The 21039-nt window shown below is 63.7% G+C and carries 21 protein-coding genes and 1 riboswitch; of the genes, 13 read left to right on the top strand and 8 right to left on the bottom strand.

The annotated features are described in order from the left end of the window. Nucleotides 1-26 precede the first annotated feature (26 nt). A riboswitch (cobalamin riboswitch) is annotated at nt 27-223 on the top strand. Between the two features lie 136 nt (nt 224-359). The 6 genes from AC0ZZU_RS15575 (at nt 360) to AC0ZZU_RS15550 (ending at nt 5848) form a co-directional block, all read left to right on the top strand. Then, nucleotides 360-1373, top strand: coding sequence for an ABC transporter substrate-binding protein (locus tag AC0ZZU_RS15575; protein WP_476341878.1), 1014 nt, complete (start codon nt 360-362; stop codon nt 1371-1373). After that, a complete protein-coding gene (locus AC0ZZU_RS15570; protein WP_476341877.1) occupies nt 1370-2386 on the top strand; it encodes a FecCD family ABC transporter permease in 1017 nt (338 codons plus the stop codon). The genes AC0ZZU_RS15575 and AC0ZZU_RS15570 overlap by 4 nt, the downstream gene beginning before the upstream one ends. Next, nucleotides 2383-3174, top strand: a complete 792-nt coding sequence (locus AC0ZZU_RS15565; protein WP_476341876.1) for an ABC transporter ATP-binding protein — start codon at nt 2383-2385, stop codon at nt 3172-3174. The genes AC0ZZU_RS15570 and AC0ZZU_RS15565 overlap by 4 nt, the downstream gene beginning before the upstream one ends. A 17-nt stretch (nt 3175-3191) precedes the next feature. Continuing rightward, nucleotides 3192-3626 (top strand): pseudoazurin, encoded by a 435-nt coding sequence (locus AC0ZZU_RS15560; protein WP_476341875.1) that lies wholly within the window; start codon nt 3192-3194, stop codon nt 3624-3626. After that, complete coding sequence (locus AC0ZZU_RS15555; RefSeq protein ID WP_476341873.1) at nt 3623-4972, top strand: OprD family porin; 1350 nt, start codon at nt 3623-3625, stop codon at nt 4970-4972. Before AC0ZZU_RS15560 ends, AC0ZZU_RS15555 begins: the two co-directional genes overlap by 4 nt. A 252-nt stretch (nt 4973-5224) precedes the next feature. Then, a complete protein-coding gene (locus AC0ZZU_RS15550) occupies nt 5225-5848 on the top strand; it encodes a LysE family translocator (protein WP_476341872.1) in 624 nt (207 codons plus the stop codon). Between the two features lie 144 nt (nt 5849-5992). Here the strand turns inward: AC0ZZU_RS15550 and AC0ZZU_RS15545 are convergent, their stop codons facing one another. Beyond that, the gene (locus AC0ZZU_RS15545; protein WP_476341871.1) at nt 5993-6514 is read right to left on the bottom strand and encodes a GNAT family N-acetyltransferase; all 522 of its coding nucleotides are present in this window, start codon (nt 6512-6514) and stop codon (nt 5993-5995) included. Nucleotides 6515-6598: 84 nt separating this feature from the next. Beyond that, nucleotides 6599-7324, bottom strand: a complete 726-nt coding sequence (locus tag AC0ZZU_RS15540) for a hypothetical protein (protein ID WP_476341869.1) — start codon at nt 7322-7324, stop codon at nt 6599-6601. 183 nt (nt 7325-7507) lie between these two features. Between AC0ZZU_RS15540 and AC0ZZU_RS15535 the strand changes: the two genes are divergently transcribed. The 3 genes from AC0ZZU_RS15535 to AC0ZZU_RS15525 all read left to right on the top strand — a co-directional run bounded on the left by AC0ZZU_RS15535 (nt 7508) and on the right by AC0ZZU_RS15525 (nt 9622). After that, nucleotides 7508-8032, top strand: a complete 525-nt coding sequence (locus AC0ZZU_RS15535) for an N-acetyltransferase family protein (RefSeq protein ID WP_476341867.1) — start codon at nt 7508-7510, stop codon at nt 8030-8032. A gap of 79 nt (nt 8033-8111) precedes the next feature. Further along, nucleotides 8112-8591 carry a hypothetical protein gene (locus tag AC0ZZU_RS15530; RefSeq protein ID WP_476341866.1) on the top strand — a complete coding sequence of 160 codons (480 nt, stop codon included), beginning with the start codon at nt 8112-8114 and terminating at the stop codon, nt 8589-8591. Next, entirely contained in the window at nt 8588-9622 is a 1035-nt protein-coding gene (locus tag AC0ZZU_RS15525) for a UV damage endonuclease UvsE (protein ID WP_476341865.1), read from the top strand. Before AC0ZZU_RS15530 ends, AC0ZZU_RS15525 begins: the two co-directional genes overlap by 4 nt. Nucleotides 9623-9644: 22 nt before the next feature. Here the strand turns inward: AC0ZZU_RS15525 and AC0ZZU_RS15520 are convergent, their stop codons facing one another. The 3 genes from AC0ZZU_RS15520 to AC0ZZU_RS15510 all read right to left on the bottom strand — a co-directional run bounded on the left by AC0ZZU_RS15520 (nt 9645) and on the right by AC0ZZU_RS15510 (nt 13547). Beyond that, complete coding sequence (locus tag AC0ZZU_RS15520; RefSeq protein WP_476342077.1) at nt 9645-10934, bottom strand: c-type cytochrome; 1290 nt, start codon at nt 10932-10934, stop codon at nt 9645-9647. A gap of 86 nt (nt 10935-11020) precedes the next feature. After that, nucleotides 11021-12790: a GMC family oxidoreductase gene (locus AC0ZZU_RS15515; RefSeq protein ID WP_476341864.1), complete on the bottom strand. Its 1770-nt coding sequence runs from the start codon at nt 12788-12790 to the stop codon at nt 11021-11023. Between the two features lie 37 nt (nt 12791-12827). Then, nucleotides 12828-13547: a gluconate 2-dehydrogenase subunit 3 family protein gene (locus tag AC0ZZU_RS15510; RefSeq protein WP_476341863.1), complete on the bottom strand. Its 720-nt coding sequence runs from the start codon at nt 13545-13547 to the stop codon at nt 12828-12830. 450 nt (nt 13548-13997) lie between these two features. Here AC0ZZU_RS15510 and AC0ZZU_RS15505 point away from each other — a divergent pair, with 450 nt between their 5' ends. The 3 genes from AC0ZZU_RS15505 (at nt 13998) to AC0ZZU_RS15495 (ending at nt 17246) form a co-directional block, all read left to right on the top strand. Then, on the top strand, nt 13998-14771 hold the full coding sequence (locus tag AC0ZZU_RS15505; protein ID WP_476341862.1) for a ParA family protein: 774 nt from the start codon (nt 13998-14000) through the stop codon (nt 14769-14771). Nucleotides 14772-14879: 108 nt separating this feature from the next. Continuing rightward, nucleotides 14880-15275, top strand: coding sequence for a VOC family protein (locus AC0ZZU_RS15500; RefSeq protein WP_158461747.1), 396 nt, complete (start codon nt 14880-14882; stop codon nt 15273-15275). Between the two features lie 216 nt (nt 15276-15491). Continuing rightward, nucleotides 15492-17246 carry a glycoside hydrolase family 15 protein gene (locus AC0ZZU_RS15495; RefSeq protein ID WP_476342075.1) on the top strand — a complete coding sequence of 585 codons (1755 nt, stop codon included), beginning with the start codon at nt 15492-15494 and terminating at the stop codon, nt 17244-17246. 45 nt (nt 17247-17291) lie between these two features. Here the strand turns inward: AC0ZZU_RS15495 and AC0ZZU_RS15490 are convergent, their stop codons facing one another. Next, nucleotides 17292-18398, bottom strand: a complete 1107-nt coding sequence (locus AC0ZZU_RS15490) for a Gfo/Idh/MocA family protein (RefSeq protein ID WP_476341861.1) — start codon at nt 18396-18398, stop codon at nt 17292-17294. A 246-nt stretch (nt 18399-18644) separates the two neighbouring features. Between AC0ZZU_RS15490 and AC0ZZU_RS15485 the strand changes: the two genes are divergently transcribed. Further along, entirely contained in the window at nt 18645-18854 is a 210-nt protein-coding gene (locus AC0ZZU_RS15485) for a hypervirulence associated TUDOR domain-containing protein (protein WP_476341860.1), read from the top strand. Nucleotides 18855-18886: 32 nt separating this feature from the next. Here the strand turns inward: AC0ZZU_RS15485 and AC0ZZU_RS15480 are convergent, their stop codons facing one another. Beyond that, entirely contained in the window at nt 18887-19441 is a 555-nt protein-coding gene (locus AC0ZZU_RS15480) for a TetR/AcrR family transcriptional regulator (protein ID WP_476341859.1), read from the bottom strand. An 18-nt stretch (nt 19442-19459) separates the two neighbouring features. After that, nucleotides 19460-20986, bottom strand: a complete 1527-nt coding sequence (locus AC0ZZU_RS15475; RefSeq protein WP_476341858.1) for an MFS transporter — start codon at nt 20984-20986, stop codon at nt 19460-19462. Nucleotides 20987-21039 lie beyond the last annotated feature (53 nt).

Here is a 21039-nt window from a genome sequence, read left to right as displayed (position 1 = left end):
GGCCATTCCCTTCCGGAGGGCGGATGGTCTACCATGCCGCCGCCGGTTTCCACACGGAACTAACAGGGAATCCCCGGCCCGCCATGCGCGGGCCAAACGGAACTGCCCCCGCAACTGTAAGTGCCGAGCCCGCTCCATCGATGCCACTGGGTTGATCCCCGGGAAGGCCGGAGCCGGGCCGTGACGCACCAGTCAGGAGACCTGCCGGCAAACAATCACCAACCGGCGGGGTGTCCGGGATGGCCATCTTCACTGTGCGCGGCTCGCCCGCGCCCGGTACTGCCCTGCCTGCGCGCAGGGTGGGCGATGCCTGTCCGTGCGTACCCTCCGTGTACTGTCCGATAGGAGATCGACCCATCATGCTGCCCAGTTTCGTCACCCTGCTCGCCGGCCTCGGCCTGAGCGGCCTTGCCCAGGCTGCCGCCACCCACTACCCGCTGACGGTCGACAACTGCGGCATGCCGCAGACCTTCGAGCACGCTCCCGAGCGCGCGGTGACCATCGGCCAGGCCGGCACCGAGATGCTCTACGCCCTGGGCCTGGGCGACAAGCTGGTCGGCACCTCGCTGTGGTTCAACAATGTGCTCCCCGAGTACCAGGCGCTGAACGCCAAGGTCGAGCGCCTGGCCGACAACGACCCAAGCTTCGAGTCGGTGATCGGCAAGCGCCCGCAACTGCTGGCCGTGCAGTTCGAGTGGATGGTCGGCGCCCAGGGCGTGGTCGGCACCCGCGAGCAGTTCCATGAGCTGAAGATTCCTACCTACCTGCTGCCGTCGGACTGCGAAGGCAAGGACAACCTGGTCGGCGCCGACGGCACCCGCCTGCAGCCGTTCCAGGTCGACAGCATCTACAAGAGTGTCAGCCAGCTGGCCGCGATCTTCGACGTGCAGGAACGAGGCGCCGCACTCAATACCGACCTCAAGAGCCGCCTGGATACTGCCAAGGCACGCCTGGCCGGCAAGGACCTGAGCGATACGTCCGCGCTGTTCTGGTTCTCCAGTGCCGACCTGGACATCGACCCGTACGTCGCGGGCCGCAAAGGCGTCGCCGACTACATGCTGCAAACCCTGGGCGTGCGCAACGTGGTCGAGTCCAACGAGGAATGGCCGACGGTTGGCTGGGAGACCTTGGCCAAGGCCAACCCGACCTGGTTGATCATCGCCCGCATGGACCGTCGCCGCTTCCCGGCCGACGACTTCGAGAAGAAGCTCGAATTTCTGCGCAACGACCCTGTGACCAAGAACATGGAAGCGGTGAAGCACAACCGCATCGTGGTGCTCGACGCCGACGCCATGCAGGCCGGCATTCGCCTGTTCCGCGGCCTGGACGCCCTGTCCCAGGCCTTCGCTTCCGGTAAAGCGCCACAACCATGATGCGTCTGCTGCCCCTTTACGCCCTGGCACTGGCCGCGCTCATCGCGGCCTTGCTCGCCGGTGTCGCCATCGGCGAAGCCAATGTGTCGCCGACGGTGGTCTACCAGGTACTGGCCAACCAGCTCTGGAATGCCGGCTACACGGTCGACCCCATTGACCAGGGCATCGTCTGGAACTACCGCCTGACCCGCACCCTGGTCGCGGCCGCCTGCGGCTCGGGCCTGGCGACCTGCGGAGTGATCCTGCAGGCGCTGCTGCGCAACCCGCTCGCCGAACCCTACTTGCTCGGCCTGTCGGCGGGCGCTTCGACCGGCGCGGTGATGGTCGCCTTGCTCGGCTTCGGCGCTGGCGCGCTGAGCCTGTCAGGCGGCGCCTTCATCGGCGCGCTGGCGGCGTTCGCGCTGGTATTGCTGCTGGCCCGTGCCAGCGGCCCAAGCAGCAACAACGCCCAGGTGATTCTTGCAGGGATCGCCGGCTCGCAGCTGTTCAACGCCCTCACCGCGTTCCTGATCACCAAGTCGGCCAGTGCCGAACAGGCGCGCGGCATTCTGTTCTGGCTGCTCGGCAACCTCAGCGGCGTGCGCTGGCCTTCGGTCTGGCTGGCCGTGCCGGTGGCCGTGATTGGCCTGCTGGTATGCCTGTGGCATCGGCGCGCGCTCGATGCCTTTACCTTCGGCGCCGACTCCGCCGCATCGCTGGGCATCCCGGTGCGCCGGGTGCAATTGCTGCTGATCACGTGCGCGGCACTGGTGACTGCGGTGATGGTATCGATCGTCGGCGCCATCGGCTTTGTCGGACTGGTCATTCCCCATGCCTTGCGCCTGCTGCTTGGCGGCAGCCACAGCCGACTGCTGCCGGCCAGTGCGCTGGGCGGCGCGCTGTTCCTGATTGCCGCGGACGTACTGTCGCGCACCCTGATCCCGGGCCAGGTGATCCCGGTCGGCGTGGTCACCGCGCTGATCGGCGCCCCCGTGTTCGCGCTGATCCTGATCAGCCGCAGGAGTCAACGATGAATGCCATGACCCCGCCCCTGCAGGCCGCCCTGCTCAGTTGCCAGGGCCTGGGCTTTCGCGTGCGCGACACCCAGCTGCTGTATGACATCAACCTGGCAGTGAATCCCCGCGAAACCCTGGGCATCGTCGGTCCCAACGGCTCCGGCAAATCGACCCTGCTCAAGCTGCTTGCCGGCCTGCGCACGCCCAGCAGCGGCCGCGTGCAGCTGCTCGCGCAGCCCTTGGCGCGCCAACCCCGGCGCCAGGTCGCCCAGACCCTCGCCCTGGTCGAGCAGCAAGCCGACACCAACGATGCCATCAGTGTGTTCGACGCCGTGGCCCTCGGCCGCACGCCGTGGCTGTCGGCTCTGTCGCCGTTCTCGGCCGAAGACACCGGCATCGTCGACCAGGCCCTGGCCGACGTCGACGCCCTTCACCTGCGCCAGCGTACCTGGAGCAGCCTGTCCGGCGGCGAGCGCCAGCGCGTGCACATCGCCCGTGCCCTGGCCCAGCGGCCGCAATTGCTGTTGCTCGACGAACCCACCAACCACCTGGACATCCAGCACCAGCTGAGCATCCTGCAGCGTGTGCAAGCGCTTCCGGTGACGACCCTGATCGCCCTGCACGACCTCAACCAGGCGCTCACCTGCGACCGCCTCGCCGTGCTCGACCGAGGCCGCCTGGTCGCCCTCGGCAAGCCGCTGGAGGTGCTTACCCCCGAGCGCCTGCTGAGCACGTTTGGCGTACACGCCCACTACCTGACAGACCCCTTCGACGGCGCGCGCATCCTGCGCTTTCGCGCCCCTTGATGCTGGAAGCCTGACCGATGCCGTTGCGCCACCTTGCCCTGCTGCTGTCCGCCGCCCTGCTCGCCCCCGCCGCGCTGGCCGATGTCCATGAAGTGAAAATGCTCAACCGCGGACCGGGCGGCGCCATGGTCTACGAGCCCGACCACCTGCGCATCGCCCCCGGCGACACGGTCCGCTTCCTGCCGACCCAGAGCGGCCACAACGCGGCCAGCCTGCCTGCGCTGCTGCCGGCCGGCGCCGAGGCGTTCAAGAGCAAGATCAACCACCCGCTGGAGCAGGCCTTCAGCGTGCCTGGGCTGTACGGCATCCAGTGCATTCCGCACCTGGCCATGGGCATGGTGATGCTGATCCAGGTGGGCGATCCGGGTGTTGCGTCCCTGCCGAGCGGCTTGCCGCCCCGCGCTCAGGAGCGGTTCAGCGCGCAGCTCAAGCAACTGGAGGCGGGTCAATGATCGCCCCGCCGCAGCGCTCCGTCCTGCTGCTCGCCTTGCTCGGCGCCAGCCCGCTGGCTTTTGGCGAGTCGGCACAGTCTCGATCCCAAGGTTTTGTCGAAGACAGTTCCTGGAGCGTGCTCAACCGCAGCGTCTTCGACCAGCGCGACTACCGCCACGGCGCCAGCAACAGCGGCGCGCGTAACGCCTACAAGCCGCGCAGCGAGCGCAACGGCAAGGCCGAGGAATGGGCGTACGGGCTCATGGGCACATTCCAGTCCGGGTTCACCCAAGGCTTGATCGGCGTCGGCGTCGATGCCCATGCCTACCTCGGCGCGCAACTCGACAGCGGCGGCGGCCGGGCGGGCAAGGCGCGTCTGCTGGGGCTGGACAATGACGGTCATCCGAAGAACGAGTTCAGCCGCGGTGGTGCGGCGCTCAAGCTGCGGATGTCCAACACCGTGCTCTCCTACGGCGAGCAGCGGGTCAAGACGCCGGTGTTCAGCTCGTCCGACAGCCGCTTGTTGCCTGAAACGGCCACCGGGTTTTTCGTGACCAGCAGTGAAATCGACAAGCTCAGGCTCGTCGCCGGCCACTTCAACGAGAGCACCGACCGCAACGCCAGCAGTCATGACCAAGGGTTCGTGGTCAACTATTCCAACGGGCGCAAGGGCGACAGTTTCGACCTGGCCGGCGCGGTGTACAGCCCCACCAGCAACTTCAGCGCCAGCCTCTACGCCTCGCGTTATGAAGACAGCTGGAATCAACACTACCTGGGCAGCACCTTTACCCAGGTCATCGATGACCAGCGCAGCCTGACCTTCGACCTGAACCTGTACCGCACGACCGACACCGGCAAGGCATTGTCCGGGCGTATCGACAACACCACCTGGAGCCTGGTGTCGCGTTACAACCAAGGGCCGCACGGGTTCAGCGTCGGATACCAGGAAGTGGATGGCAACACCCCGTTCGACTATGTGACCCGTGGTGCCATCTTCATCGCGAACGCCGTACAGATGTCGGACTTCAATGCGCCGAACGAGAAGTCCTGGCAGGCCCGCTACGACCTCAGCATGAGCGCCTACGGCGTGCCAGGGCTGACGCTGACGGCGCTGTATGTGCGAGGGTTCGATATTGATGGAACGCATGTCGATCCCACGGGTGGGTATGCGTACCTGGGGTATGGCAAGGATGGGAAGCACTGGGAGCGGGATCTGGAAGCGCGGTATGTGGTGCAGGGCGGCAAGGCCAAGGGGCTGGCGTTCTCGGTGAGGCATAACGTGCATCGCGGGAACACGGCGCAGGCGGAGCTGGATGGGGATCAGGTGCGGGTGGCGGTGGAGTGGCCGTTTAGTGGGGGGCTCTGATCGTACGGCGTTGCCAGGTTGATTCGTGACTCCTCGTTGTAGCTGCGGGAGATCATGGTTCGGCTGAAGCCTGACGGACTACTGACACAGCCTAGGGTGGTGCGCAAGTTGATTCAAATTCTTCATCGCCGCCGCGCCACTGCACGGCTTCATTCAGGTCTGGGTCCGCTGAGCACCTGGCCTCTGCTCGTCAGTCGTGGGTTAATAGTCTCTGCACAATACTCACAACACCAACTGCGAGCGCTCAACACGATGGACTTTGCCACTCTGCTCATATTCGTACCGGCCTGCTTTGCCCTGAATCTCGCGCCTGGACCGAACAACCTGCTGTCCCTGAACAATGCGGCGAGCTACGGTTTCGGAGCCTCTTGCCTTGCAGGTATCGGGAGGCTGTTTGCTTTTGCGGCAATGATCGGCCTGGCGTCAGCGGGGCTTGCGGCAGTGATCGTTGCCTCGGAAACTCTCTTCAATGCCATCCGGATCGTGGGGGCGGTGTATCTGCTCTATATCGCGATCCAGCTCTGGAGAAGTGCCACGACGGGAGCTGACGCGAAGCTGGAGAGGGCCAAAGCGAATATATTTCAGCTGATGCGCCGGGAGTTCATCGTCGCGGCAGGGAATCCCAAGGCTATCCTGATTTTCACAGCATTCCTGCCGCAGTTCGTTTCGCAGGAACGGCCGGTCGGGATGCAGTTCCTGCACCTGGGGTTGGTGTTTCTGGTGCTGGAGTGGGTGGCGATCGCTTTTTATGGGTACGCAGGGCTGCACCTGCAACGGCTGCTGGCGACGCCGAGGGCTCAGACGTATTTCAACAGGATCTGCGGGTCGCTGCTGGGTGTTGCCGGGATTGCGTTGCTGGTGGGGCGCAAGGCCTGAAGGTTCGATTGTTCTGTGTGGGAGCGGCCTTGTGCCGCGATCGGCTACGAAGCAGTCGTAGAATCGGCAATTGCGATGTATCAGCCAGATCGCATGGGCAGGCTTTACGACCGCTATGCGGCCGTTCGCGGGACGAGCCCGCTCCTACAGGGGGTATGCAGTAGGTGGCTGGGCGTCGAGCCAGAGATCCATGTGCGTCGTCTGCCACAGCGGATCGGTTTCCACATCCACAATCTCGAAACCTTGCCGCTCCCAGAAGGCAATCGCGCCTGGAAGGAAGGGGTGGGTGTGCAGGTACAGGCATTGGATGCCCTGGTCCTGGGCATGATCCTTCAATGCGCCGAACAACCTCGCCGCCAGGCCGCCTCGGCGGTATTCGGGGAGGACGAAGAGACGCACAACCTCCACTACCTTCGCGTCCCGGTAGTCGAGCTGCCCGAAGCGGTGGTCGTATGGCAGGTAGCCGATCACGGCGATAAGCTTGCCTTGGTCTCGGGCGGTCAGGCAGCACCCGGGGCCGTCGAGGTAGACGGCGGGGAAGCGGGCCAGGTCGTCGGGGACCGGGGAGGCGGCGAGCATCGGGAAGAGGTCGCGGCGGGCGGTGTTGGTGAAGGCGACGATCTCGTCGGCTGCTTCAGGGGCGGCGCGGATGATGGCGACTGGCATTGCGGCGGACAGGCTCCGGGATTCAGGTCGTGGCGGGTGGCATCTTCGCTGGCAAGTTCAACACATCATTCGACTGACCTACAACTATCGCTGCCAGAGCTCAGAAACAACATCCGCATCGCCCTCGACGAGTTCGCTTCGCGCCATCTGCTCATACTCCAGTTCGATCCACGTTCGCTTCAGATACCGCTGTATCCGGATATCCCGCGACTGCGCAGTGCGAATCCCGTCGAGCACGAGGGTGACGATGACGGTGATCGAGGCTACCGCCCAGATATAGACGAGGCCCCGTTCGGCCCAATCGGTGGTGCCTTGCAGATAGTTGATGAACAACCCGATCAGCACCGAGCTCAGCGCCAGCGTGAGGAAATGCTGGTTGATCTGAAAGGGCTTGGGCAGTGGCCCCAGCGTTTGCGCGTAGTCGGCGATCGCCTTCAACTGCGCGACCGTATACCCCTCCTCCGTCATTTGCTGCCTGAACAACGCATAGCAGAGAAAATCCAGGCGCTTGGAGAACGGCTGGCGGGAGATACTGTACTGGGCGTACTCATGGGAATACCGCCGCGCGGCGATGCGGTCCATGCAACTGAAGCACATCAGCATCAGTACCGAGACGGCCAGGATGCAGACCACTGGCCATACCGGCAAGGCAACACGGGAAACCGAGGCCGCCACGGCAACCATCAGCGCGAACGTCAGCACCAGCGGCACCAGTTCGCGCCGCGGCCCACCTCGCCACAACCTGACCGGACTGACGGCTCGGTTGGCCTGCACATAGGCTCGATTGATGTTCATCCACTGTTGATGCATTGGCTCCAGCTCCCTGTATGTGAAAGGGGGACGCTACGGGATGCATCCCCACAAAGTATGCAGGAAATTTCCTAAAGTTACGGACGGCTGTGGGGCCGGAACCGTGCCATGCCGTTGGCGGTCCACCCCTTCATGGGCCGGATCGAACGCCGGCACTCCCCCAGACATCGGAAGCGCAGACAGATGACCCTTCACAACCTAACCGTCACCCGCGCCACCGAGGCGGACCTGAGTGGCATCCTCCAGCTGCAGGCGGAGAACCAGCTCGACCACGGCGGCTCGCTGGCTTCCAGCCTGTCACCCGCACGTATCCTGGCCATGCTGCTGGAAATGCCGCTGATAGTGGCCCGCGACGGTGACGAAATCATCGGCTTCCTGCTCACTGCCGCCCGTGACATGAACGATGACTACCCGCTGGTCAAGGCAATGCTCGAAGCCTATCCCGCGTCCTCCGACACCTACATCTACGGCCCGATCTGCGTTACCGAACACGAGCGCGGCCACGGCCTGGCCCAGGTAATGTTCGATGAACTGTGCCGCCTGGAGCCCGACCGGGAGGGCATTCTGTTCGTGGGCAAGAGCAATGAGGCCTCGATGCACGCGCACCTGAAAATGGGCATGCGGGAGGTCGCCACGTTTACCCATGAGGGCAGCGAATTCGCGGTATTTTCCTTCAGAGGCAAGCCTGTAACGCCTGGCCCGTCATGATGGCGATTCCAGGGCACCTTTAGCCCTAGGCCGAAGTCTCAATCAATACCCTCCCCTCTGATCACACAAGGCCTCACCCATGCAACGTTTCGCCAAACTGCTGCTGCCTCTGTTAATGGCCGGTGCCCTGGTCGCGTGCGATCAGAAAGAAAACCGCGAGGACAAGATCATCGCCAACCTGCCCATCCAGCAGGCCTACGAGAACAACGTCGAGAAAATGGCAACCGTGCTGGAGGAGACCCACCCGCGCGTGCCGAAGGAAAAGATCAAGGAGGTGCTGCGCAGTCACCTGACTGTGCAGGACCAGCACCGCGACCTGTTCGAGCTCTACAGCGAGAAGAATTTCACCGATGCCGAGTTCGATACCATCGTCGAAGTCACCCACGACCCGGTCAAGGCCCGTGACCTGAACAGCACCGAGGAAGGCAAGCAGCTGAGCACCAAGCTCACCAAGCTGATGATCGAAAGCGCCGAGGATCCCAAGACCCAGGCCGAAGCGACGATGCGCATGCAGGAGGTCGAGAAAGACCTGGCAGCGCTCGAGAAGGCTGCCCCATGACCCACCCTCGCCTGGGCTTTGCCTGCAAATACCGCCACAGCCTGCACAGCCTGTCGGTAAAGCAGCTGGAGGTGATCGAAAAAGCCTTCAATCCGCGTACCACTACTCTGCGCTGGCTATCGGGTGTGAGCGTGCGAGCCGCGAAGGCCAAGCTGATCGAGCTGGTCGAGCATAACCTCGAGTCGCAGCTGCGCCTGATCGACTACGTGGCAGGCCTGCCGCCTGTGCTGCACATGCTCAGGCTGAGCAGCGACCTGCTTCCGCTCTACAGTCACCCGGACGTGGCGCATTTCTACCAGGACCCTGCCATGCAAGCGCGCCTGCAGGCGGGCTTCGCTGCCATCGGCGAACGTGCCCGTGCCGCGGACATACGCCTGTCGTTTCATCCGGGGCAGTACTGCGTGCTGGGCTCGGACAAACCGCAGGTGGTGGAAAACAGCCTCGCCGAGTTCGAGTACCACGCGGACATGATCCGCATGATAGGCTACGGCCAGCGCTTCCAGGATTTCAAATGTAACGTGCACATCGCCGGACGCCTGGGCGCCGAAGGCACGCGCGCGATCTGGCCACGGCTGTCGCAGGAGGCGCGCAACACCATTACCTTCGAGAATGAAGAAAAGACCTACGGCGTGAACGATTGCCTGCAACTGGCCGACCTTGCGCCGGTTGTGCTGGACATCCATCACTGCTGGATCAACGAGAACGACTACATCGCTCCGGATGACCCACGGGTGTCACGCATCATCGAAAGCTGGCGCGGCGAGCGCCCGGTGATGCACTTCTCCCAGCCACCCGAGTCACTGATGGATGCAGGCTTCACGGCGCAGCAGAAGCTGGAGATGCCTGCGCTGCTGGAAAAGGTCAACAAGCGTGACCTCTACCTGCACAGCGCGCGCATGTGGAACGACTGGACCAACCGCTACGCCCTCGAATTCCTCGATCGCTTCGACATCATGTTCGAGGCCAAGGACAAGAACCTGGCGACGCTGGAATTCTACCTGCGCTACGGCGAGGCGCTGCCGAACCGCTGAGCAGCGGTCCGGCAGTACACCCTTACTCGTCGTTGGGCTTCAGCGCCTTCTCGCCGATGTCATGCTCACCCAGCTTTTCCCTCACGGCATGCACCAGTTCAGGCGATACGGCCGAGCCGTTGTTCGACCAGCCCTGGCGGACGAAGGTGGCAAGCTCGGCCACTTCCGCGTCATCCAGACGCTGGGCGAACCCAGGCATCGGCAGTACCGACGGCGCCCGCTCGGTGGAGGGCGTTTGCGCGCCAGCCAGGATCACGTGGACCAGGGCGGTGGCGTTCTCGGCATTGACGATAGAAGCACCGTCCAGGCGAGGGAACACCTGCTCCGCGCCCTGTCCTGCCACAAAGTGGCATGCGCCGCAGTTGTCGATGTAGAGCCGCTCGCCCAAGGTCAGGTCCTTGGCAGCGGTGAGCTTGCGAGTGGTGGCTTCGCTGCGCTCGGGGACATGCGGGTTGACGGGCTGGCCGTCCGCGGCAAGGGACTTGAGGTAGACGGCCATGGCCAGCAGGTCTTCGTCACTCATGTGCGAGGTGCTGTTGACGACCACGTCTTTCATCTCACCGGCGACGGAAGCCTTGCTGTTGCGGCCACTGCCCAGGTACTCGACGATGTCCTGCTCGGACCAGTGCTGCATGCCGCGCAGCGCAGGCACCGCCCAGCCGTTGAGTTCGGCGCCGGTCAGATAGCCGCTGGCGTTTTCGTCGAGGCCTTTTTCCTGCATGGTCAGGGCGCGTGGCGTGTGGCACGAGCCACAGTGGCCAAGGCCTTGCACCAGGTAGGCACCGCGAACCAGCTGCGCGTCGGCATCGGCCTTGGCGGCAGTGGTCTCGGACGCTGGCAGCGGCGAGAACAGGCTGCGCCAGTAGGCCAGCGGCCAGCGGATCGACAGCGGCCAAGGGATGTCGTTGGCCTTGTTGGCCTGCTCGACCGGCGCCACGCCTTTCATGAAGTAGGCATACAGCGCCTGCAGGTCGGCATCGCTGACCTTGGCGTAGGACGGATACGGCATCGCCGGGTACAGCGCGCTGCCGTCATGGCCGATGCCGCGGCGCATGGCGCGTTCGAACTCCCCGTAGGTCCAGCCGCCGATGCCGGTGGCCTTGTCCGAGGTGATGTTTGTCGAATAGATCGTGCCGATAGGCGACTCGATGCCCACCCCGCCAGCGAACGGCTTGCCGCCATCGTGGCTGGTGTGACACGCCACGCAGTCACCTGCGCGCGCCAGGTATTCACCCTTGCTCACCAGCTCGGGAGTGATCGGCTGGGTCAGCTGTGCGGTGGCGTCGCCCGTGCGGTTGAGCACGAAGCTCATCGCCCAGGCCAGCAGCGCGACCAGTACGGCCAGCACCAGCAAGACCAGCAGTACGGAACGGGGCTTGGATTTCATCTGCGCGCTCCTCATGCCTGCACCAGCGGACCAGGGTTCTTGATGTACTGATCCTTGATCGCCTGGGCGGCGAACAGGGTCAGCGCGCCGATCAGCGCGGTTGGGTTGGCCTGGAAGTTCTGCGGGAAGGCGTTGCCGCCCGGCACGAACACGTTGTGCACGTCCCAGCTCTGCAGGTAGCGGTTGAGCGCGCTGGTTTCCGGCGAGTCACCCATGATCGCGCCGCCCACGTTGTGGGTGGAAACGTACTTGGTGATGTCCCAGTGCGAGTCCATCGACAGGAAGCTCTCGCTGTAGCTGTCCGGGCCAAGCTCCTTGGTGATGTCCTGGACGATGGTGCGCAGGTACTGCTGCAGCCTGAGCTCGTTCTGTTTCCAGTCGAAGGTGATGCGCAGCAGCGGCTGGCCCCACGGGTCCTTGTAGTTCGGATCGAGGTCCAGGTAGTGGTCGCGGTACGACATGCAGCCGGTGGAGATGCTGATCTTCATCGAGTGCCCGTACCAGTCCTGCATGCCCTCCTTCCAGCCCTGGCCCCACTCCGGGGTGCCGCCTGGCAGTGCGGTGCCGATCGGCGTGCCGGTGGCCTGGGAGCTGTGGATCTTGGCGCCGCCAATCACGCCGTGGGCCGGACCGTCCCAGTTGCCTGGGGAGATGTCGTTGAACATCTGCCCGGTGGCGCCGGCGGTGGCGAACGGGTTGAACTGCTTGTCCTTGAAGAACAGCGTATTGCCGCCAACGCTCAGGAAGGCGTAGTTGCGTCCGATGGTGCCGGTGCCGGTCAGCGGGTCGTACGGCTTGCCGATGCCAGACAGCAGCATCAGGCGCACGTTGACGAACTGGAAGCCCGCCAGCACGACGATCTTCGCGGGCTGGAACACTTCATTGCCCTGCGCGTCGGCATAGGTGACGCCCTTGGCGGTCTTGCCGTCGGCATGCAGGTCGACGCGCAGCACGTTGGCGTGGGTGCGGTAGTCGAAGTTGGGCATGCGCTTGAGCGAGTCCATCACCGCGGTCTGCGGCGAGGCCTTGGAGTAGTTCAGGCACGGGTACTTGCTGCAATAGCCGCAGTAGTTGCACGGCGCGATCTGGTTGCCGTAGGGGTTTTTCCAGGCGCGTGAAACGTTGGCCGACGGGTTGGGGAACGGGTGGTACCCCAGCTTGCGCGCGGCCTCGGCGAACATCGTGTTGTTGAGGGTGTCTTCCAGCGCGGGCAGCGGGAAAGGATTGGAACGTGGCCCTTCGAACGGGTCACCGCCTTCGATGATGCGCCCTTGCAGGTTGCCGGTATTGCCCGACAGACCGCAGATCTTGTCGAACTTGTCCAGGTACGGCTCGATCTCTTCCCAGGTGAAGGGGTAATCGCGGATCTGCATGCCTTCTTCGAGCTGACCACGGGTGTAGGCCTGGTCGGCGTAGGTCTTGAGCTTGATATCGGTCGGCGTGGGCCGGATCAGCACGCCGGTCCAGTGCAGGCCCGAGCCGCCGACGCCGGTACCGGGCACGAAGGCGCCCCACTGGCGGGTCGGCAGTGCCGTCTGGCTGCTGTTGTGGCGCACGGTGAGCGCGCCGTCCTTGGGTGTGACCATGATCTTGTTACGCACGCCGTAGGCATACTGGTCGGCGGGCTTTGGATGGGTGAAGTCGGCGTTGTTGCGGTCTTCACCGCGCTCCAGGGCGCGGACCTTGAGACCTGCCTGAGCGAGCTCGATGCTCATCAGCGAGCCAGCCCAACCGAGGCCGACTACGACGACATCGACTTCGTCATTGGTAATGTTCGACATAAAAAACCTTTGCTTGGCTCTGGCGCGAGGCGAATGGTCAGCCGCGATCGCCGCTGAGGCTGACTGGCCCGAGTGGATACTGGACGTTGTGCTGGGCGACCCATTCCAGGTAGCTGGCACGCGCGCCCGGGAAGCCGATGGCGATCCAGGCCTTCATGCCCTTGTTGCCGCCGTAGATCGGATCGGCCATGTAGCCCTGGCGCGTATGGTTGAGCAGCTCGCTGAAGAAAGCCTTGCAGTTGAGGATGTCCTCGCCATGGGCGGCAAAGTTCACCTCGCCGGCCTGCAGTTGCTTGAGCACCTGGTCCTGGGTGGCAGCCTCGAGCAGCGCGAAGCGCTTGCCGTGGGTGGCCTGGCACCAGGCTTCGGTGGCGGCGATGCCCTTGTGGTAGATCTCTTGAGGCAGGTAGGGCAGCTGGTAGCCCATGGTCGCCGGGGCTTTGACGTCGAACGGGCCTTCGAGGTAGATCTCGCTGCCCAGGTCGCTGGCGAGCTGCTGGTCAAGGAAGATCGGTACGTTGGTTTCCAGCGCGCCGGGGCCACGGCCTTCGGACGGGATCAGGCGATCACAGGCCGACAGGATGAAGGGCCACTCGACAGGGCTGAAGAAGGTCGGCGAATAGCCTTCGAGACTCGGGGCCACCATATCGGCGGCCATGGCCGCGCTAAGGCCCTTGACGGTCACGCCCAGCGCAGGCAGGGCGATCAGGGAAGAAAGCAGAAACTTTCTTCGTGATGTTGGCTTGGACAACAGCATGTAGAGGTCACCTATGACTGCTCACAGAAAACCCGGGACAAGCATGGCAAATCCGTTGCAAAACCCTGAGCGCAGCCGACATCACCCAAGTCACAGGGGGATGTTTCTGGCGTGCGTGGTCCGCGTCGGGACCGGGGCTGGCGAGCCTTGCTGGCTGCTCTACTTGTAGTGGTTGTGCAACGGGGCGGCTGGTAGACCAGCTCTGCATGGAGGGCGCGATACCGTCAGGTACCGGCTGCTCGTCACGGGACCGGAATCGTATCAGCTTTGAGGTGCAATGTAACAATTCGTTTCAGGTGTTTTGTCAAGGTGACAATTGTCGCAGCCTCCAAGCGTGGCGTCAGACTTCCCTGACTTAAAACTGTAACTTTTCAGACATACGATTGACTCAACTCTGACACATATTTCCCCGGTCGGCCTTAGAGCCTTATTACATGGATGAACCGTCTCATGCGTCGTGTCGTATTCAATCAGAAAGGTGGCGTGGGCAAGTCCAGCATCGCCTGCAACCTGGCCGCGGTGAGTGCTGCCGAAGGCTACCGGACGCTGCTGGTTGATCTTGACCCCCAGGCCAACTCGACCCAGTACCTCACGGGGCTGGCCAACGACGACATCCCGGCCGGTATCGCCGACTTCTTCAAGCAGACCCTCTCCAGCAATGCCGCTGGCAAGAAACACCGCGTGGCGATTACCGCCACCGGCTACGACAACCTCGACCTGATCACCGCCAGCCCCGAGCTTGCAGACTTGCAATCCAAGCTGGAGAGCAAGTTCAAGATCAACAAACTGCGCAAGTTGCTGGTGGACCTGTCCGAGGACTACGAGCGTATCTACATCGACACCCCGCCTTCACTCAACTTCTACACCTTCAGTGCCCTGGTGGCGGCCGACCGCCTGTTGATTCCGTTCGATTGCGACAGCTTTTCGCGCCAGGCCCTGCTGAGCGTGATCGCCCAGGTGGACGATCTGCGCCAGGATCACAACGAGCACTTGGAGATCGAAGGGGTGGTTGTCAACCAGTTCACCTCCCGTACCAGCTTGCACCAAGGACTGGTGGATGAGCTGCTGGCCGAAGGCTTGCCCGTGCTGCCGGTGTACTTGAGCAGCTCGGTGAAGATGCGCGAATCGCATGAGGCCTCGGTGCCCCTGGTACATCTGGCGCCGCGGCACAAACTGTCGTTGGAGTTCGTGGACTTGCTCGGCGCGCTTGAGCGCGCCGCCTGATGTTCCCACCCCGGGCGCCGCTGCACACACTCACCCAACGCGGGATTCTGGCGGTGTAGAGCCTGGCATTGGTCTACGCTCAGGGAATCTGTACTGGCGGAGAGCTGCATGAAGATCGTGATGACGAGCGTACTGGTCGACGACCAGGCCAAGGCACTGACCTTTTACCGGTACGTGCTGGGCTTTGACATCAAGCAGGATATTCCCATGGGCCAGCATCGCTGGATCACCCTCACCTCATCGGCGGACCCGGGGGGTGTCGAGCTGGTGCTCGAGCCCGACACCCACCCGGCGGCAAAGGCCTTCAAGGCGGCGCTCAAGTCCGATTCCATTCCCTACACCTCCTTTGGCGTCAGGAGCGTCGAGGCCGAGTACGAGCGGCTGTGCGCCGCCGGCGTGCATTTCACCCAACCCCCGACTGACCTGGGGCAGGTCACGGTCGCGGTGTTCGATGACACGTGCGGCAATCTAATTCAGATCATGCACAAGCACGTGCATCGTTGAGCCGTTACCAGGTAGATGCCAACAGGCTGTAAGGGCAGAAACCTCGAACCAACGCCCACCACGCGGAGTCGGTAGTTAGAGAGGGGCATTGTGCCAGCGGGGTCTGCCCGCTGGGCACTGCCCTGCTGTCGAACCGTTCAAACGTGGGGTCCCATGAATAAACCGCTAGTGCTTTCACATCAGCAAGGCACGCCTGTGCGTGACGAAGACGGCTACTTGCCCTTGGAAGGCTATGGCGCGCTAGGGGATGGGCGTTCGGTGGCTCTGGTCGGATGGGATGGTTCGATCGACTGGTGGTGCGTACCGCACATGGATTCTCCGCCCTTGTTCGACCGCTTGCTGGCACCGGACTCGGGCGGCTTCTTCCAGGTGTGCCCCGAGCAGCCGTACACGGTCGAGCGCCGCTATCGTCCTGACAGCAACGTGCTGGAAACCGTCTTCACCACCGCCGGCGGCCGCGCACGGATGGTCGAGTCGCTGAACAGCGGACCGGCGGGCCGCCTGCCCTGGGCTGAACTCGGGCGCCGCCTCGAGGGCATCGAGGGCGAGGTGGTGTTCAAGGTGAACATCGACTTCGGCACGCAAGCGGACAAGGTCTGTCCCTATCTTTCGCCGAACGATAACGGCTGTGTATTTCACGCCGGCAAGATCCTCGGCATGTTCCTGCACAGTGATCGCCTGCAGGTCGAGCGACAGGACGACCTGGGGGTGCGCGCCCGCCTGCACATCGGTGCCGGACAACGGGAAATCGTGGCGATGGTCGCCGGCCGCGACGAGCCGCTGGTGGTGCCGCCGCTTGAGCTGATCGATGAGCGCATCGACGGTTCGGACCGCGAATGGCGGCAATGGAGCGAAGGCCTTACCTACAACGGCGACTACAAAGCCCTGGTCACGCGCAGTGCACTGGCGCTCAAGCTGCTGTTGTCCTCGCCCAGCGGTTCGATCATGGCCGCGGCCACCACCTCGCTGCCCGAGCGCATCGGTGGTGACAAGAACTACGACTACCGCTTCGCCTGGATCCGCGATGCGGGCTATACCATCGAGGCATTCCTGAGCATTGGCGCGCAGCCTGAGGCCAAGGCGGCGTTCACCTGGCTGATCCATCGCCTGGGCGAGCATGGCCCGCACGTCTGCTACACCCTGGACGGCTGCCTTGGAACGGTCTCGGAAAAACTCGACCTGCCAGGATACAAGCACTCGCCGCCGGTCAAGGGCAACGACGCAGTGGACCAGATGCAGCACGGGATCTATGGCGATATCTTAGAGACCGCTCGCTGCTTCATCGACTCGGGCAACATTCTCGACTCGCGTAGCGCGATGATCCTGGCGGAGCTGGCCGACAAGTGCGCAGACGGCTGGCGACTCAAGGACTCCGGCATCTGGGAGCTGCCCGAAAAGCAGCACTACACGATGTCGAAGATCAGCTGCTGGCAGGCGCTTAGCCGCGCGGTGGAGCTGGCCGAAGGCGGACATTTGCCCACCACCTGCTGCGAGCGCTGGAACCGCGAGCGCCAGCGAATTCTCGAGTGGATCGACGAGCATTGCTGGTGTGAAAAACGCCAGGCCTACGCGTTCTATCCCGGCAGCGAGCGGCTGGATGCTTCCATCGCCATGGCCGTACGTTTTGGTTTTCCGCGCAATGAGCGGCTGCTTGCCACCGTCGAGGCGATCGAAGAAGAACTGGCCTGTGGGGCATTCCACTACCGCTACAGCGAGGTGCACAAGGAGGAAGGCTGCTTCCTGGCCTGTACCTTCTGGCTGGCCGAGGCCAATGTACTACTGGGCCGCAAGGAGCGGGGAACGGCGATGTTCCTGGACGCGGTCGAGGGGCTGAACCGTGGAGTGGGCATCTACTCGGAAATGGTCGACCCCTATACGCTGCAATACCTGGGCAATCTGCCCCAAGGCTTGACGCACCTGGCGTTGCTGGGCACGGCCTGCACGCTGTCGGGCTGCAGCCGCCAGCGCTGAAGGGAAAGCGTGGCGGAGCTGCAATCTGACAGCTCCGCCAGGGCGTTACTCGGTAGGATCTTCGGTGTCGACGTAGTCCGGCTTCTTCGCCAGCGGGAACTGCCGTTGCTGGTCAAGGCTGGCGCGGCGCTTCGCAGGCAAGGGTTCCAGCGGCTGGGCCTTGCCTGTTTCCAGCGCCTTTTCGATGGCTATCAGCACCCGCACGTCGCGCCAGCCCTCATCGCCGTCTGGCTCTGGAGGCACGTCGTTGAGAATGCAGTCGGAGAAGTAGGCCGTCTCGCCGGCGAACTGGTCCACCACCGGGTGGACATGCTCCTGGGTGTCATCGCCGATGGTTGCGCGATAGCTGATGGAAACGCCCTCGCCATAGCCGAAGCAAGGCGACGCGTCGATCTGGCCTCCACACCCGAGCAACTGGAAGCGTTCGCTGTCGGGCAAGGTGTAGCTGACCGTGAACTGCGCCAGGCGCTCGCCGGGGAAGCGCAGGGAGACGGTAACCGTGTCCCAGGTGCGCATCTTGCTGCCAGGGACCTTGGTACCCAGGGCGCTGACCTCGATCGGCTCGCTGCCGAACAGCTGACGCACCATGTTCAACGGATAGGGGCCCATGTCGGTCACCGGCCCCGCGGCAAAGCCATGCTCGGTACGGTGATTGCTGGGCTTGACGGTCTGGGTGAAGGTCGAGGTGAACAACCGAGGATCGCCGAAATCGCCTTTCTGCACACGCTGGATCATCTCCAGGGTACCCGGCTCGCAATGCAGCCGGTAAGCGATCATCAGCTTGGCGCTGGAGGCTTCGGCGGCCTCGATCATGGCCTGGCAGTCATCCTCGTTTGTGGCCATGGGCTTTTCCAGCAGCACATGGATGCCGGCCTCGAGGGCCGGCACGACGAATTCGCGGTGGAGGAAGTTCGGTGTGGCCACATAGACCGCGTCGATTTCGCCAGAGCCCAGCAGCGTGGCGTAGTCCTCGTAGCGGTAGCCTTTGATCCGGTAAGCCTTGGCCAGCTTGTCGGCTTTCTCTGGGTCGCCGGTCACCAGGGCAGTGATGACCGAGTTCTGCGTCTGTCCGACGCCGGGCATGAAAGCGCCTTGGGAAATCGAACCGCCGCCGACAACGGCGTAACGAATCCTGCCTTCGGAATCAGGCATTCGGGAATCTCCTTGTCGATGGGCAGACGACTGACTGCCCCTTCAGGGTTGGCCGTTCGACACGCTGTGAGTTCATTTTGTGTGGTCGCGGCTCCCCCGCCCCTACAACCAACCTGTAGGAACTGGCTTGCCTGTGATCGGCCCCACAGGGGCCGTGAAACCTGCACACCCGATAACCCTGAAGGAATTATCCCGCCGTCTCAGCGCTCCTTACTTGAACACACTCACAATCCCGAGGAGCACCTCATGACCACTCCATTCAAAGTGGGCGACGCCGTCAGCTGGAACTCCGAAGCCGGTGTCATCCACGGCAAGATCACCAAGGTCCACACCCAGGAAGTCGAGTTCAAAGGCCGCAAACGGCATGCCTCCAAGGAAAAGCCCCAGTACGAGGTCGAAAGCGAAAAGACTGGCCACCATGCCATGCACTACGGGGACGCGCTGAAGCACAGCTAGGCCGGCATCCCCAGGGACGTAGGGCGTAATTACTACGGAGCCTCGCCAGTGTCGGCGTCGAACAATCCCTTGATGGTCTCCGCCACGCGCATGCGCACAGCCTCGGGCATCGGTTTGTTCGACAAGGCTTCGTACATCCACAAGCCATCCGCGGCAAGGCGGGCTATGAAGCGCGTCAGCGCCGCTGGATCATCGAGGTCGTCCGGCGCGGGAGCCGCCCACGTATCGAGGAGGCGGTCCCAAGGTGGCGTCAATTCGGGATTCTTGGCGCCTTCGAGGCAGAACAGCAGCTCGGCACGGGTCGCGAGCCGGGCCGAATTACGCACGAAAGCGACGTAACGCTCTGTCGGTGTCGCGGCCTCTGCCCGCTTGCCGGCGTTCGCCACCAGGCTCGCTTCCCATCGATCGGCCAGGTACTGGTTGATGGCCTGGATCAGCGCATCGCGCGACTTGAAGTGGTACATCATGCCGCCGCGCGTCACGCCGGCCTCGCCTGCGACCGAGTCGAACGTCACGGCGGTGATGCCGTCCCGGTCGATGACTCGGATGGCGGCTTCGAGGATCTTGTCGCGGTTACTCACGCGCATGGTCAGGCTCCTTGGCGGTCAATGGGTGGCGGCCGTGTAGGCATGCGAGCCCGGACCATGACGACGCAGCAGCAGCGATGTCACCAGCGTACCGATGGCCAGTACCCCGGCTATGACGTACATCACCATCCGGTAGCTATGGTCGAAGGCCTGCGAGGCGGCCTTGGCCAAGGCTGCCCCGTCAACGCCATCAGCGCGGGCAAGGTGCATCGCCTCGGCGATCCCCACGCGGGCTGCGTCCACCGTGCCTGCTGGCAGTTGCACGTTGGCTGAATACAGCGCCCCGAGGAGGCTTCCCAGCAGCGCGACGGCGAACAGGCTGCCGAACTCGTAGGCCACCTCCTCCACCGACGAGGCCATGCCTGCGCGATTGGCAGGTGCATTACCGACAATGGCACTGGAGGCTACCGACATGACTGCCCCTAGTCCGAGGCCCAGCAGCGCCAGGCCGGCGACGACCCAGGACAAGCCGAGCTCGAGTCCCTGGCTCGCGACCAGCACTCCCACCGTGGCGACCAGCAAGCCTCCACCAATCAGCGGCAACAGCCCGACACGGTGCAGCAGCGCACCCCCGAGCAGGGCACTGGGCAGGCATGCGAGCGCCGACGCCGACACCAGCAGGCCCGCCTGCAAGGGGCTGAAGCCTGCGACCAGCTGGAAGCGCTGGGTGGTGATCAGCTGCACGCCGCTCATGGCGAACAACGTGAATACGGCAGCGAGCACACCCGCTAGAAAGGCGGGATTGCGGAAAATGGCAACGTCCAGCAACGGATACGTCAAGCGGCGCTGGCGCCGGGAAAAGCAGCCACCAGCGACGATCGCCAGTCCCCCTGCCAGTGCGGCCATCAGCCAGGATGGCTGGGCATTGACGGCTTCCTTGATGGCGTAGACCAGTCCAGAGAGCCCTACCAGAGCGTGCAGCGACGAAGTCAGGTCCCAAGGGCGCGACGCGTCCGTTGCGCTGTGCGGAGTCACGGCCACGCCTACGGCAAAGGCCACCACGACCACAGGCACATTGATCAGAAACACCGAGCCCCACCAGAAACGCTCCAGCAAGAGACCGCCGAGGATCGGGCCGAGGGCACTGCCGACGACCGCCAGGGAGCCCCAGACCGCAATGGCTACATTGCGCTCGCGGTCGTCCTCGAAGGTGATGCGGATCAGCGCCAGCGTCGCGGGCATCATGGCAGCCGCGCCAACGGCAAGAAACGCTCGCGCGGCAATCAGAAACGGCGCTGTGGGCGCGAAGGCCGCGCAGAGCGAAGCCAGCCCGAACACCAGCAGCCCGCTGAGAAACATCTGCCGGTGCCCGATGCGATCGCCCAAGGTGCCTGCGCCGAGCAGCAGCCCGGCCATGACCAGCGGATAGGCATTGATGATCCACAGTCCTTGGGCAGTGCTGGCATCAAGCTCGCGCAGCAACGTAGGCAATGCCGTATAGAGCACAGAGTGATCAAGGGTGATGAGCAGCAACGCCGCCCCGACCGTGGCGAGCACGATCCAGCGTCGACATTGCGTTAGTGGCGTGAGCTGCGTGTTCTGCATGGCCGTGCACCTCGCTGGGACGAAGCAAACTATACATTCTAGAATGTATAGTT

This window comes from Pseudomonas sp. JE3303, assembly GCF_056312565.1.
The sequence above is the reverse complement of the archived record's forward strand: the minus strand, read 5'-3'. Positions and strand labels throughout refer to the sequence as shown.

What these genes read in the sequence shown, in the direction of transcription:
- AC0ZZU_RS15530 (WP_476341866.1), top strand. Translation starts at nt 8,112, where the DNA reads ATGCAACGTTTCGCCAAACTGCTGCTGCCTCTGTTAATGGCCGGTGCC.
- AC0ZZU_RS15535 (WP_476341867.1), top strand. Translation starts at nt 7,508, where the DNA reads ATGACCCTTCACAACCTAACCGTCACCCGCGCCACCGAGGCGGACCTG.
- AC0ZZU_RS15505 (WP_476341862.1), top strand. Translation starts at nt 13,998, where the DNA reads ATGCGTCGTGTCGTATTCAATCAGAAAGGTGGCGTGGGCAAGTCCAGC.
- AC0ZZU_RS15570 (WP_476341877.1), top strand. Translation starts at nt 1,370, where the DNA reads ATGATGCGTCTGCTGCCCCTTTACGCCCTGGCACTGGCCGCGCTCATC.
- AC0ZZU_RS15500 (WP_158461747.1), top strand. Translation starts at nt 14,880, where the DNA reads ATGAAGATCGTGATGACGAGCGTACTGGTCGACGACCAGGCCAAGGCA.
- AC0ZZU_RS15575 (WP_476341878.1), top strand. Translation starts at nt 360, where the DNA reads ATGCTGCCCAGTTTCGTCACCCTGCTCGCCGGCCTCGGCCTGAGCGGC.
- AC0ZZU_RS15545 (WP_476341871.1), bottom strand. Translation starts at nt 6,514, where the DNA reads ATGCCAGTCGCCATCATCCGCGCCGCCCCTGAAGCAGCCGACGAGATC.
- AC0ZZU_RS15565 (WP_476341876.1), top strand. Translation starts at nt 2,383, where the DNA reads ATGAATGCCATGACCCCGCCCCTGCAGGCCGCCCTGCTCAGTTGCCAG.
- AC0ZZU_RS15555 (WP_476341873.1), top strand. Translation starts at nt 3,623, where the DNA reads ATGATCGCCCCGCCGCAGCGCTCCGTCCTGCTGCTCGCCTTGCTCGGC.
- AC0ZZU_RS15540 (WP_476341869.1), bottom strand. Translation starts at nt 7,324, where the DNA reads ATGCATCAACAGTGGATGAACATCAATCGAGCCTATGTGCAGGCCAAC.
- AC0ZZU_RS15510 (WP_476341863.1), bottom strand. Translation starts at nt 13,547, where the DNA reads ATGCTGTTGTCCAAGCCAACATCACGAAGAAAGTTTCTGCTTTCTTCC.
- AC0ZZU_RS15550 (WP_476341872.1), top strand. Translation starts at nt 5,225, where the DNA reads ATGGACTTTGCCACTCTGCTCATATTCGTACCGGCCTGCTTTGCCCTG.
- AC0ZZU_RS15515 (WP_476341864.1), bottom strand. Translation starts at nt 12,790, where the DNA reads ATGTCGAACATTACCAATGACGAAGTCGATGTCGTCGTAGTCGGCCTC.
- AC0ZZU_RS15475 (WP_476341858.1), bottom strand. Translation starts at nt 20,986, where the DNA reads ATGCAGAACACGCAGCTCACGCCACTAACGCAATGTCGACGCTGGATC.
- AC0ZZU_RS15525 (WP_476341865.1), top strand. Translation starts at nt 8,588, where the DNA reads ATGACCCACCCTCGCCTGGGCTTTGCCTGCAAATACCGCCACAGCCTG.
- AC0ZZU_RS15480 (WP_476341859.1), bottom strand. Translation starts at nt 19,441, where the DNA reads ATGCGCGTGAGTAACCGCGACAAGATCCTCGAAGCCGCCATCCGAGTC.
- AC0ZZU_RS15485 (WP_476341860.1), top strand. Translation starts at nt 18,645, where the DNA reads ATGACCACTCCATTCAAAGTGGGCGACGCCGTCAGCTGGAACTCCGAA.
- AC0ZZU_RS15520 (WP_476342077.1), bottom strand. Translation starts at nt 10,934, where the DNA reads ATGAGCTTCGTGCTCAACCGCACGGGCGACGCCACCGCACAGCTGACC.
- AC0ZZU_RS15560 (WP_476341875.1), top strand. Translation starts at nt 3,192, where the DNA reads ATGCCGTTGCGCCACCTTGCCCTGCTGCTGTCCGCCGCCCTGCTCGCC.
- AC0ZZU_RS15490 (WP_476341861.1), bottom strand. Translation starts at nt 18,398, where the DNA reads ATGCCTGATTCCGAAGGCAGGATTCGTTACGCCGTTGTCGGCGGCGGT.